Source organism: Pedobacter jejuensis (assembly GCF_003725795.1).
GTDB classification, from domain to species: Bacteria; Bacteroidota; Bacteroidia; order Sphingobacteriales; family Sphingobacteriaceae; genus Pedobacter; species Pedobacter jejuensis.
In genome coordinates, this window is record NZ_RBEE01000005.1 from 107,079 (window position 1) to 120,962 (window position 13,884).

General features: G+C 40.8%; 7 protein-coding genes. All 7 read left to right on the top strand.

What is annotated here, in order from left to right:
• Position 1 precedes the first annotated feature (1 nt).
• The 7 genes from mobC (at position 2) to D7004_RS04470 (ending at position 13,713) form a co-directional block, all read left to right on the top strand.
• Complete coding sequence (gene mobC / locus D7004_RS04440; RefSeq protein ID WP_123204669.1) at positions 2–2,056, top strand: conjugal transfer protein MobC; 2,055 nt, start codon at positions 2–4, stop codon at positions 2,054–2,056.
• Positions 2,057–2,423: 367 nt separating this feature from the next.
• Positions 2,424–3,026, top strand: coding sequence for an RNA polymerase sigma-70 factor (locus tag D7004_RS04445; RefSeq protein ID WP_123204670.1), 603 nt, complete (start codon positions 2,424–2,426; stop codon positions 3,024–3,026).
• A 112-nt stretch (positions 3,027–3,138) separates the two neighbouring features.
• On the top strand, positions 3,139–4,320 hold the full coding sequence (locus tag D7004_RS04450) for a FecR family protein (RefSeq protein ID WP_167459410.1): 1,182 nt from the start codon (positions 3,139–3,141) through the stop codon (positions 4,318–4,320).
• Between the two features lie 209 nt (positions 4,321–4,529).
• A complete protein-coding gene (locus D7004_RS04455; protein WP_123204672.1) occupies positions 4,530–8,108 on the top strand; it encodes a SusC/RagA family TonB-linked outer membrane protein in 3,579 nt (1,192 codons plus the stop codon).
• A 9-nt stretch (positions 8,109–8,117) separates the two neighbouring features.
• Positions 8,118–9,665 (top strand): RagB/SusD family nutrient uptake outer membrane protein, encoded by a 1,548-nt coding sequence (locus D7004_RS04460; RefSeq protein ID WP_208646788.1) that lies wholly within the window; start codon positions 8,118–8,120, stop codon positions 9,663–9,665.
• A gap of 70 nt (positions 9,666–9,735) precedes the next feature.
• Positions 9,736–10,794: a TlpA disulfide reductase family protein gene (locus D7004_RS04465; protein ID WP_167459411.1), complete on the top strand. Its 1,059-nt coding sequence runs from the start codon at positions 9,736–9,738 to the stop codon at positions 10,792–10,794.
• Between the two features lie 63 nt (positions 10,795–10,857).
• A complete protein-coding gene (locus D7004_RS04470; protein ID WP_244214242.1) occupies positions 10,858–13,713 on the top strand; it encodes a M16 family metallopeptidase in 2,856 nt (951 codons plus the stop codon).
• The last annotated feature ends 171 nt before the right edge of the window (positions 13,714–13,884 follow it).

A 13,884-nucleotide genomic window follows, 5' to 3' on the forward strand; every position in this document is an offset into this window, starting at 1 on the left:
TATGAATACCGGGGAGGATACACAAGGACTACGCAAGATCATCGACTTTACAAGGTTGATCAGCATATTTATATTAGCGATACATTTTTATATCGCCTGCTTTGCAACCTTTCAGCAATGGCATTTTACCGCAGAGATTACGACAAGGATAGTTAGCAATATCGCTAAGACGGGCTTATTCAATAATATATGGAAACCTAAACTGGCTGCTTTGTTAGTGCTGTTTGTTTCCTTAGTTGGTGCCAAAGGCAGAAAGGATGAAACGATAGACAAGCGGGCTATAGTCGCCTATTTATTGAGCGGGCTGTTACTCTACTTTATTAGCCAGCTTTGCTTTTACCTGTCCGCTCCTGCTACTATCATAACGCTGACGTATATGACGCTTTCCGCTACTGGCTACCTGCTGATATTGACAGGTGGCACTTTATTATCGCGACTGATCAAAGTGGCACTAAGCAATGACATATTCAATGCGGAGAATGAAACCTTTCCCCAAGAGGAAAGGCTATTGGAAAATGAATATTCGGTCAACTTACCGGCTAAGTATAGGCTTAAAAACCAGGTTCGCGATAGTTGGATCAATTGTATCAACCCGCACCGGGGACTGTTGGTGGCGGGTAGCCCTGGGGCAGGTAAAAGCTATTTCGTTATCCGGCATATCATCGATCAGAATATCCGAAAAGGAACGAGCCTGTTCTTATATGATTTCAAGTATGATGACCTTTCAAAAATTGCTTACAACAAACTGTTAAAATATCATAGTAATTATCAGGTTAAGCCGAGTTTTTACATCATTAACTTTGATGACCTCAACCGAACCCATCGCTGTAACCCACTTGATCCCGCAGGGATGGAAGATATTACGGATGCGACCGAGGCAAGCCGCACCATTATGCTGGGCCTAAACCGGGACTGGATCAAAAAGCAGGGTGACTTTTTTGTAGAAAGCCCTATTAATTTCTTAACCGCTATTATCTGGTATTTACGCAGGTATAAAGATGGCCGGTATTGTACCTTACCCCATGTGATAGAATTGATGCAGGCTGATTATGATCCATTGTTTGCCGTTTTACAGGAGGAAGAAGAGATCAAAGTATTGATCAACCCTTTTGTATCCGCGTTTAAGAACGGTGCCAAAGAACAACTGGAAGGGCAGATCGCTAGTGCGAAGATCGGGCTGGCCCGGTTATCTTCACCACAACTGTATTATGTGCTGTCCGGCAACGATTTTACGCTGGATGTGAACAATCCAAAAGAACCCAAGATCGTCTGCGTGGGGAATAACCCGCAAAAGCTACAAGTATACGGGGCTGTTCTTTCGCTTTATATTTCGCGAATGATAAAACTGGTCAACCGTAAAGGGCAGCTTAAAAGCAGCCTGATCTTTGACGAGTTCCCTACGATCTTTTTCAATAATATAGACAGCGTGATCGCTACCGCGCGTAGTAATAAGGTGGCGACCACTTTAGCCGTGCAGGATCTGAGCCAGTTGAAAAAAGATTACGGGCATGACCAGGCCGAGGTGATCATGAACATTGTAGGCAACGTGATCAGCGGGCAGGTCAGCGGGGACACCGCTAAACAATTATCTGAACGCTTTGGAAAGATCATGCAGGACAGGACGAGTATCAGTATTACCAGCGAGGATACTTCAACCAGTAAGTCGAAACAATTGGATTATGCCATACCCGTTTCCAAGATAGCGGCTTTGTCGTCCGGCGTATTTGTAGGTATGATGGCTGATGACCCCAATAACAAAATTAACCTGAAAGTTTTCCATAGTGAGATACAGAATGATCATGAAGCGATCAAACAGGAGGAAGACAATTACAAATCTATACCGGTGATTAAAAATGTATCCGCAACAGAGATACAGGAAACATATGTCCGGATCAAAGATGAAATCAATAACCTGTTCTTCGTCGAATTGGCTATGATTAAGGCGAGGAATGAAGCGGAAACAGAGCTTGGTGGAGCATCGGCAGTGCGACAAGCGAGTGAAGTTTTAAATAAAGCGTCAGAAAATGAGGGATCGCAGCGATCAATTTCGACATAGTAAATAGACCTAAATTGATAATATTTTAGGGATTTTGCGGGTATATTTCAATTACCCTACTAATATTTCATTTCTAACTCTACCCAAAATCTTATTTCAGCACTTTATCCATAGTATAAAAAAATATCAACAAAACAATTCTAAATAAATGTTACTGAGAACTATTTTGCACGTCACAACTAAAAGAACTGTAAGATAATATCAATTATAATTATGACATCGGACAATTCTAAATCTTTTTTTCGCCTTTTAGTATCCATTAGGAGCTTTGCTTGCCTTAAATTTAACAATTATCAAATAATTAAGTAATATTGGTAATTATTATCATTAAATTTATGGTACTAATAGAAATAAGGCAAAGTTATCAATGGCAAACACCATTCACAAACTGATTAATGAGACGGCACTCTTTGCAGAACTGGCAAAGGGCAACGAATCTGCCTTTGAAACAATTTACCACCATTATAACAAACGGCTTGCCCCCTTTGTTGAAAAAATGGTTCGTTCGCCGGAATTAGCCGAGGAGATCATACAGGATATTTTTGTCCAACTTTGGATCAACAGGCATCTGCTTGAAGATGTCAAACATCCTACATCCTATTTGTTCAATATCGCCACCAACAAGACCTTAGATTATCTGAAAAAGATAGCTAACAATGCTAAGCTGATGGACAAGATCGCCTATCGTTCAACAGAACTGATTAACGATACTGAAGAACGGGTCATTTTCAGGGAAAGCGCTGCCATTATAGAAATGGCCGTTTCCGCTCTGCCTGAACAACGTAGGATGATTTACCACCTGAGCAGGAACGAGGGGTTGACCCATGAACAAATTGCTGAAAGACTGAATATTTCCCGTAACACGGTAAAAAATCAATTGGTGACCGCCTTAAAATCTATCCGCCAGTTTACAGAAAAACGCGCCAGCGTATTTTCCGTGGCCGCATTTGTGCTTTTGACAAGCAAATAAATCCACAATCATTTTTTTTTCAAAAAATCATTTTTTTCGGATAGTCCACTATTGTCCGGTGATCGTCTCATCTGTATAAATGAAAATAAACAGGAAAATAACCTATAAAGTTATGAGTAACGATTCTACCCTTGTTAAAGCATTATTCGAAAAATATACCGGTGGTACTGCTTCACCGGAGGAAGTAAAGCAACTATTTGCAATGATCGCAGAGGGAGACTATGATGAAGAAATGAAAAATGCTTTGCTTGTTGAATTGCAGGCTACAGACTTACAAGATGATTATGACAATGAACGGTGGTATAAGGTTTTCAATGAGGTTAAAACGGAAACTGTGATTTGGGAAACTAAAGAAGCCCCCCATAAAAGCCATTTGATCAAAAAAATCAGTATAGCTGCGTCGATTGCTGCCTGCTTTGGTATTGGGGTTTATTTTTATCAGCAAAGTGCTAAGCCAACGGTAAATACCAAAGTCGCCCAGAATGATATAGCACCGGGCAAGAATACGGCGACTTTAACTTTAGCGAATGGACGAAGGATTATCTTATCCGATGCAAATAAAGGCGTATTGGCGAAAGAGGCCGGTGTAAACATTACTAAAACGGCTTCGGGGCAGATCGTTTATGAGGTGAAGGAGAGTTCGGGCGACAAGAATACGATCAATACATTGACCACGGCCAAGGGAGAAACTTATCAGGTGAGGTTACCGGACGGTACCGATGTCTGGCTGAATGCGGCATCATCTTTAAAATATCCTGCTTCGTTCGCGTCAGTAGCCCAACGCCGGGTAACCTTAACGGGAGAAGCTTATTTCCAGGTAGCAAAAGACAAGCAACATCCTTTTATCGTCAAAACCGACAAACAAGAAGTTAAGGTTTTGGGAACGCATTTCAATGTCAACTCCTATGCTGATGAACCTGCTACTAAAACCACATTGCTTGAAGGAAGCGTTCAGGTAACCGGATTGCATAATGAGCGCAAGGTATTGAAACCTGGTGACCAATCGTTGTTGACAACGAACAGCATTGAAATCTACGATGCGGATACCGAAGAGGCCGTGGCCTGGAAAAATAATGAATTTATGTTCGGGAATGATGATTTCCGTACGACCATGCGCAAGGTTGCCCGCTGGTATAACATTGAAGTGGTTTATGAGGCTTCGGCACCTATTAATTTACAGTTGGGCGGTTTTTCGTCAAGGTCAAGGAATATTTCAACGGTGCTGAAAATGATGGCGAAAACCGGCGAGGTACATTTTAGAGTGGAGGGACAGAAAGTTTACGTTAGCAAATAAATATCCTAATTAACAGAGTGATTAACCTTTAAACAAGAGCCAATGAAAAGACATTTACGACAATAAAGCTTAGGCTTTAAAACAAACAAGCCAGAAGTGCGTGAACACCCCTGGCAATCGTTTGGCATCAATTAATAAAAAATATTAACAAGAACCGCAGTGGACTGAGCTTCGAAACATAGGTCTTACTGCTAAACCAAACTTAACAAATGTATAAATTTTATACCAAGAAACCGGGTATGCCTAAGGGCTATATCCATAAAATATGGCTGATTATGCGCTTAACTACCGTTATACTCATTGCTACATTGATGCAGGTAAGTGCAGCGGGGTTTGCTCAGCGAGTGACGCTGAACCAAAAGAGAGCTTCACTTGAAAAGATCTTCAGGGAAATCCACACCCAAACTGGTTATGACTTTCTGTATAACCGTGCCATCATCAGCAAAAAGCAACCGATCAATATCTCAGTAAAAGACGAGGGTTTAGAATCTGTTCTCCAAAAATGCCTTGATGGGCAGTCCTTAGAGTATTCTATTGAGGATAAGATGGTGGTAATAAAGGAGAAGTCTATGATTAATAAAGTAGAGGCTTTTTTTGATAAGGCAAACATTTCCGGAAGCGTAGTTGATTCGACAGGCGCACCGTTAGTGGGTGCAACGGTTACGTTGCAAGCCAGTGAACAGTTGTCAAATGTTTCTAACAATTACGTGAGCCAAACAGATGAATTTGGGGAATTTAAGTTCAGCAACTTACCTTCAGGTCAATATAAGCTTACTGTTTCCTATATAGGCTACCTGACACAACAGACTTATGTTATCATAAAAAACAAGGATGTAAGGCAGCGTATAATCATGTCGACAGAACAAACGCGACTCAGTACAGTTACTGTGGTGAATAATGGGTACCAGCAGATTTCCGCAGAAAGGGCAACTGGATCGTTTGATCTATTAAAGAAAAGCCAGATCGAAAAGCTAAATCAAAGCTTGACCGAACGTTTAGTCGGTACGGTTGCTGGTATGCAGGTAAAATATGATGTGGATGGGACACCAAATATTCAAATACGCGGGCAAACAACGCTTTACGCCAATAATGGCAATAATGAACCGCTGCTTGTAGTAGATGGATTTGCCATCAGAAATACTAGCTTAAATTATTTTAACTCAATAAATCCTAGTGATATAGAAAGCGTCACCGTTTTAAAAGATGCGGCTGCAGCATCTATCTGGGGTGCTCGCGCCGCAAATGGCGTGATCGTGGTTACCACCAAAAAAGGTGGGCGTAATACACCGCTTAAGGTAGAGTTTTCTGCGTTTACGAGGTTCTCACCCCAATTTAACGTTGGTTATGCTACTGGTCTGGCATCATCTGCCGAAACAGTCGATTATGAACGCCTCTCTTTTAATAAATGGGGAGCCTATCCGAATTCAGGCTCTTTTTATGAGAATTACAGGACTTCGGAAGCTACTGTGGCCTTAAACGAAAACAGGCTTGGGTTGTTAAGTAACGACCAACTGAGTGCTAGACTTGCGCAGCTTAAAACGTTGGATAACCGCAGTCAGATCTCCGATTACCTGTTGTCTAATCCCAGTACAACACAATATGACCTTACATTATCCGGTGGGACAAACCGGATGAATAACATCATTTCCATTCTTGCCGAGCAAAACCATACAAACTTTAAGGGAAGCGATAACAAAAAATATTCTGTTAACTACCGGACCACCGCCAATGTATTTAAATGGCTGGATGTGTATGCATCAACTACCTTAAATTATCAAAAAAGCAATAACAATGGGATTGGCTTGTATTATTTAAAATCCCTTTCTCCTTATGAAATGCTCGAGAATTCGGATGGTACTTTAACAGACATCCATCAATATTATCAGCCTATACTTGATCGTACCGTACCGCTATCAAAATTCCCCTATTCATTTTCTTATAACCCCATACAGGAGATTGCAAATCAAAGCATCACAGAAAATAATTTAACGGCACGGGTACAGGCAGGTCTCACTTTTAAAATTTTGCCCGGTCTAACGTTTGACTCCAAAGTACAATATGAAAATTTAAGCCTCGTCGATAAAGGTTACCGAAACGACCAGACCTTTTATGTACGTAATTTGGTAAATACCACATCATCCTGGAATCAAACATTAACAGGAAATGTCACCCCTAATTTGCCTCTGGGCGGCATATTAGATCAAAGCCGCACTACTATTGAAACCTATAATATCCGTAATCAGGCAAATTTTACACGCATGTTTGCCGATAAGCACGAAATTAATGTAGTTGCAGGTGTAGAAGTTAATAATGCTGTAACGCAAAGCTCTACCAACCCAACGACTTATGGATATAACGAAAACACCTTGAACGTAGGTAACTTTCCAAACGGTCCTACAGGTACAACAGGATGGTATGGTTACGGAAACTATTTTAACTATACAAATAGCTTTGGGTATTCTACTCGCCGCTTTTACTCCATGTTTGCTAATGCTTCCTATACTTATTTAAGTAAATATACCCTTTCCGGGAGTTACCGTACCGATGCATCAAATCTTATTGCCAAAGAGCCTAAGTACCGTTATTCCCCTTTTTACTCAATTGGATTGGGTTATGATGTTACAAAAGAATCTTTCCTAAAGAATGTTAGCTGGCTAAATCGTTTAAATCTGCGCGCAACTTATGGGTACACCGGTAACGTAGATAATTTTACCAGTCCTTATACGCTTTTAAGCTATAATACCAGGGCCGATAATTACACAAAAGATTATACTGCTACAATTGCAGACAACGGTAACCCCACGCTTACTTGGGAAAAAACAGGCACGTTTAACCTGGGTCTTGATTATGCTTTGTTTGGAAATAAACTGTATGGTAAAATTGATGTATATAATAAAAAGGGTAAAGACCTACTCGCCCAAATTGCTATACCCTCAGTAAACGGCGTATCGGTACAGCGCTTTAATAATGCTGGCATGACCAACAAAGGCATTGAGGTTACTTTAGGTACTGTTATCCCTTTAAAGGGCAACGATATTGTTTGGAACGGCAGCTTTAATGCTTCTTATAATAAAACCCGTATTACCAAACTTTTTAATCCAAGTAGCCCGGCATACGCTCTGGTCTCTACGGGGCAGGGTTCATACAGAGAGGGATATGACCCTAATGCTGTCTTTGCTTTCGAATATGCAGGCCTTGACAATACCGGCAATCCTACTGTAGTTGGCCCAAATGGTACAAAACTTCAGCTTTCAAATTTCCCATCAATGGATGGACTCGGCTTTCTTAAAAATGTCGGCACGCTTAACCCTCCTTATATATTGGGGATGACCAACTCTTTTAAGATATATGATTTCAACTTGTCATTTATTCTGATCGCCAAATTTGGAGGGGTGTTTAAGAGCCAGTATTTTAACTACCCGCAGTCTGGTTCAGTCAATTTGCCGAACAGCAAACTTTCCAGTGTGCTTAATGGCGATCCCTCGAAAATGCTGACATTGCCAACAGACCCTAATACCTACAGCTATGGTAATTGGATAGGTTACTATCCTTATCTAAGTTATAACTACGTGAGTGCTAACCTGGCCAGGTTACAAGAGGTCAATTTGAGCTACAATGTGCCTAAGCAATTGCTGTCTAAATTAAGTATTCATGGTGCGCAACTTATTTTGCAGGGGAATAACCTTTACACCGTTTTAGCCAACAAAACAGGTGAAGACCCAGAGTACCCTATCGGCACCATCAAACCACGCGCACAATACACTTTTGGTATTAAAGTAGAATTATAAATCATAAACATGATGAACATAAAAAACTTGAGGTTAACGGCTGTATCGCTTGTGTTAACCATAATGCTTGTTTCAGCTACATCCTGCAATAAATTCCTTGATGTTAAGCCATCAAAGGGCACATCAATTGTAGCAAGCACAACGGAGGATCTAAATGCCCTCCTTAATAATTACCAAACCTATAGCAAAGAGAGTGATAACGTAGTAATTTACGGGACAGACGACAACGGCTTATCAACAACCTTATTTGATGCCCAGCCTTTTAACTTTTCTCAGTCTTCAGTTCAATTTTCAGTGTGGGATACCAATTTTCTGCCACAAACCGATCAGTCTAACTTTGCGGGTCCTAATTTTTGGAGCAACGAATATGTCAAAATTTTTAACGCTAATTTTGTTTTGGCTAACGTAGATAAGGTGACTGGCTCAGCAGCAGATAAGGCTGCGCTAAATGCCGATGCTCATTTTATCCGTGCATATAGTTATTGGGAACTGGCTAATACCTATTGCCTTCCGTATACCGATGCCAATAAGAATGAGCCAGGTTTGCCGATTAAAACATCACCGGATTATAACTCGGTATCACGCCAAACGCTTGCAGCCACTTATCAGCAAATTGAGGCAGATTTAACGGAGGCATTAAAAACAACTGTTCCTTTAGTTCAAAACGGCGTGGCAAGACATTGGCGTGCTAATACGGCAGCTGTAAACGGTTTTGCAGCCAGGTATTATCTTAATCGCAATGACTATATGAATGCACTTAAATATGCCAACGCTGCCCTTGCTTTGTACAATGTATTGGTTGATTATAATACCCAGATGCGTTATGGTACGCCAACCACCGTTACTATTAACGGAGGTACAAATGTAACGCTCAACTTCCCTTATACACATGACCGTAATTCAGCTTTCGACCCGACCGACGAACTGGGTTGGAAAGAGTTTCTATACTATCGCGTGTTAAATAACAGCGACAGATGGTACATACCAAGTCCGTCGTTAATCAACCTGTACGATAAAAATAACGATTTGCGGTATAAATACCATTTTATCCAAAATTATTCCTACAAAAAGGGCTTGAATAACCCTGCGGTAAGTTATCCAGGTTATGTGTTTTTTTATGAGGACAACATGCCTGAAGGGCCTACAGTTGCTGAAATGTACTTGATTAAAGCTGAATGCCAGGCGCGCACAGGCGATGTTGGCAGCGCTATGGTTACTGTTAATCAGTTATACAGTAAACGTACCGTTACCGGTACACCGGCACTTGTTGCTGGTACACAAGATATGGCTATTTCGGTAATACTTCAGGAACGTCGCAGGGAAATGCCATTCAGCGAGCGATGGTTTGATATTCGCAGATATAACAGCAATACCTATCCTGGCGATGATGTGCCTTTGCTTACACGTGCATTTTATCCTTACACAGCAAACGGCGTTTCCAACAATCAACCAGCAAAAACTTATTCGTTGCCGGCAAATTCAAGGCGTTATGCTTCTCCGCTGCCACAAAGCGATGTTACAAACAGCAACGGAGCCATTGTACAAAACACTTATTGATAACAATTGCCGTGAGTTAGCCTGCCTGCATTTAAGCCGGGCAGGCTTAACGCGGTTTAAAACATACACAATGCAATTCAAAAAAATCTCAATAGGCTTCATTATTGCCTCGTTCCCGGTAATTTCCCTTGCCCAGGTTGGTAATAGTTACACTCTGCAAGGGAAGGCTGATAAGCCGGCAACTGTTACGCTCCAATACAATGTGAACGGTAATACTATACAAAATAAGGGCGAGGTGAAAAATGGCGAAATAAGACTGACCGGAACTATTGATACCAAAGTGGAAGCAAGTTTGCTTGTTAGCCCATCGACAGTAGGCAGCGATGGTGCGGGCGCTATGGCAACCATAATACATTTATGGTTGGAGCCCGGCAACATCAGCATTAACAGTTTAGATTCATTGCAAAAAGGGCATGGCGTATTTTCGGGAACTACTCTTAATGATGAAAGCAACGCTTTAGCCAAAGAAAAACAAAGTATTACCGGTTTGCCCGATAAGGCACATGATGAAGATATAAAAGCCATCGTGATCAAATTTATTAAAACACACCCCGCATCATTAGTTAGCCTAACAGAATTGAATATCAGTTTATCGCGAGGTATTCCTGATCTTGAACTTGTAGAGCCGCTTTTTAACGGACTATCTGCTGATTTAAAGGGTTCGCCCCTGGGCCTGGAATATCAAAAAAAACTGATCAAGTGGCGTACGGTTGATGTAGGCGCCATTGCCCCGGATTTTATACAGCCAGATCAGAACGGTAAACCCGTTAAATTGTCTGATTATAAAGGCAAATATTTATTGGTTGATTTTTGGGCTTCCTGGTGCCATCCCTGTAGGGATGAAAACCCAAATCTTGTAAAACAATACGAGCTTTATAAAGGCAAGAACTTTACCATTCTGAGCATTTCTTTAGATGAAAGGCGACAGGACTGGTTGAAAGCGATCAAGGAAGACGGATTACCATGGAAGCAGGTCTCAGATCTTAAAAAGAATAATCAGGCCCGTGCAAAATACGGTGTTCAATCTATTCCCGACAATTTCTTGATCAATCCCGAAGGGGAAATCATTGGTAAGAGCCTTCGCGGGGAAGACTTGAATAAAAAATTAAAGGAAGTTATAGAAAATTAATTATCCGTATCAATTTAACTGCTGGCTTTTACGCCGCTCAAAAATTAAAATCAATTATCAGTCATGCAATTTAAAATATCCATTAAAGGAAGTTCTGTTACAGCTATTTTCGCTCTTAGCGTCTTGTGTTCGTTTGCCCAGAATAAAAAAGCCGCCCCGTTAGCAAATGTATCACATACAAGTATGCGCCCTGCACAAGGTCAACTGTCTCTTGATCCGGCTGTACGTACAGGGAGGCTCGCTAACGGCTTTACTTATTTTATTAGGCGGAACATCAATCCAAAAAATAGGGTAATCTTTTACCTCGCCAATAAAATTGGCTCATTGGTGGAAACAGATAATCAGCAAGGTTTAGCCCATTTTATGGAGCACATGAATTTTAACGGCACAACCAATTTCCCCAAGAATCAATTAGTTGATTATTTACAGAAGGCGGGTGTTAGGTTTGGTGCAGATATCAACGCTTACACCAGCTTTGATGAAACTGTTTACCAGCTTCCGCTACCAAGTGACAACCCCGAAGTATTACGCAACGGTATCCAAATCATGCGGGATTGGGCGAAAGGTGCCATGCTTGATTCGGTTGAAATTGAAAAGGAGCGTGGTGTTGTTTTAGAGGAGAAAAGATTGGGAAAGGGCGCAGCACAACGAATGCAGCAAAAATATTTCCCGGTTTTGTTTGGTAATTCGCGTTACGGGCAGCGTTTGCCGATAGGCATAGATACAGTATTGAACAATTTTAAGCCTGGTTCGCTACAACGTTTTTATCATGATTGGTATCGGCCGGATTTACAGGCATTAATTGTTGTGGGAGATATTAATGTAGATGAAATAGAAAAAGCGATCAAGCAAAAATTTGCTGACCTGAAAAATCCAGTTAATGAAAAACCGAGAATAAAATACGTTTTTACCCTTAACGGAAGCAATCATTTTGTAAAGGCAACAGACCCGGAAGAAACATCGACCCAAGTGCAAGTATTAATAAAACGCCAGGCTCGTCCTGTCAAAACTACTGATGATTACCGCACTTACATTGTCAGGAAATTATTTAATCACATGTTAAGTAATCGTTGTCTGGAACTGGCACAACAAAAACAACCGCCATTTATTTATGGGGGGGCGAATGTTGGCAGTTTTTTAGGGAACATTGATGCGTTTACCATGCGCCTAATAGCTAATCCCGGTGAATTAGAAAAAGGTTTTAAAGCAGTTTGGCGCGAAACAGAGCGGCTGAAACGGTATGGCTTCACCGCGGGCGAATTTGAAAAAGCAAAAGGTGATTATTTAAAAAATAACGAAAACACCTTCAAGCAAAGGCTTACAGCTTATTCAGATCAATTTGTTGGTGAATATTTAACTTATTTTTTAAATGGAACTGCCGCACCGGGAGTTGAAAAGGAATATGCATTGACACAAGCAATAGTTCCTTTGCTAAAATTAAAAGATGTTAATGCTATCACCAGCAATTTCAGCAGCGATATGAACCGGGATATTATTGTCACCGCTCCCGAACGCGATAAAACCAGCCTGCCGGATGAGCTAACCGTTAACAAATGGATAGCAACAATCAAGCAAGAAAATATTTCTCCATATAAAGATAGCTTTACCCAAAAAGCACTTTTAACTACTCAGCCAATTCCTGGCAAAGTTGTTAGGCAAATTGATCTGGACGTAATCAAGGCTACCGAGCTAATATTAAGTAACGGAGTAAAAGCAATATTAAAGCCTACCAAATTTAGCGATAACGATATTTTGGTTAAAGCGATTGCACCTGGTGGGTCATCGCTTTACAGCGATGCAGACTATGAATCGGCGAACGTGGCAGCCTACCTGGTAACAACATCAGGCTTAGGTGGCTATAGTTATAATAATCTGAACAAGTTTCTTGCAGGAAGTACTATTGCCTCCGGCGTTTTCCTAACAGATTATAGCCAGGGGATACAAGCCGCTGCGTCGCCAGGCGAATTGGAAACGTTGTTGCAGATGTTTTATTTGTATTTCACCGCTCCGAGGAAAGATTCAGTTGCGTTTGAAAGATACATAGCCGAAACAAGAGCAAGTTTAACCGATAGAAAAAATAGTCCGGAAAACCGGTTTTATGATACCCTTAGCGCAATATCGGGCAATTACAGCATTCGCAGGACACCACCAAGCTTAGAAAAATTAAACCAGATTGATTTTAACAAGAGCTATCAAATTTTTAGACAGCAGTTTTCTGACGCTGCTAACTTTACATTCACCTTTGTAGGAGATTTTAATATTGAGGAAGTAAAACCTTTGATTGAAAAATACTTAGGATCATTACCTGCCACTTACCTGCATGAAAAAGCAAAAGATTTGGGTATACAGCCGCCTACAGGTAAAATAACCAAAATTGTGAAAGCTGGCTTGGAACCTAAAGCTACAGTATCATTAAAATTCAGCGGCGATTACGACTTCTCTTATGCGAATAACTTAGAGATGGATGCCATGGCTGAAGTACTGCAAATAAGGCTTATTGAACGCTTAAGGGAAGAAGAAAGCGGCGTGTATTCACCTGGTGTAAATGTGCGCTATAGTAAAACCCCTGCGTCAAGGTACGTTTTCAGCATCTCTTTTGGCTGCGCACCTGTCAACGTCGAAAAGCTAATCGCGTCGGCGTTGGATGAGGTAGATAAAATAAAAAGATTCGGGCCAACCGAAATCAATATCGAAAAATTTAAGGCTGAGAAGTCGCGAACTCACGAAACACAATTACGGGCTAATGATTTTTGGTCTGAGTACCTTAATGATAATGTTTTAAACGAAGGCGACATTTATGCAATTAATGATTTTAACACAATTCTGGAAAAAGTTACCCCTGAAAATATAAAGAGAAAAGCAAATAAATATTTAAGTGGCAACAACTTGATACAGGTAATATTACTTCCGCAGAAGTAACAGTAAATAGAAACTTAGATTACCTTTTAGATATCCGTTTCACATTATTTATTTTCTGTTATTGAAGTAATAAGCCATTAGGCACTGGATAAAATAATACTCCGTTCTTTAAGATTAGTTAATAGTAATTAAAGTGAAGCGCCGCTTCCCGGGAGCGGGAACGGCGCTTTT

Excerpts from the sequence above, each read along its gene's own strand:
- D7004_RS04470 (WP_244214242.1), top strand. The coding sequence starts at position 10,858 with ATGCAATTTAAAATATCCATTAAAGGAAGTTCTGTTACAGCTATTTTC.
- mobC (WP_123204669.1), top strand. The coding sequence starts at position 2 with ATGAATACCGGGGAGGATACACAAGGACTACGCAAGATCATCGACTTT.
- D7004_RS04465 (WP_167459411.1), top strand. The coding sequence starts at position 9,736 with ATGCAATTCAAAAAAATCTCAATAGGCTTCATTATTGCCTCGTTCCCG.
- D7004_RS04455 (WP_123204672.1), top strand. The coding sequence starts at position 4,530 with ATGTATAAATTTTATACCAAGAAACCGGGTATGCCTAAGGGCTATATC.
- D7004_RS04445 (WP_123204670.1), top strand. The coding sequence starts at position 2,424 with ATGGCAAACACCATTCACAAACTGATTAATGAGACGGCACTCTTTGCA.
- D7004_RS04450 (WP_167459410.1), top strand. The coding sequence starts at position 3,139 with ATGAGTAACGATTCTACCCTTGTTAAAGCATTATTCGAAAAATATACC.
- D7004_RS04460 (WP_208646788.1), top strand. The coding sequence starts at position 8,118 with ATGATGAACATAAAAAACTTGAGGTTAACGGCTGTATCGCTTGTGTTA.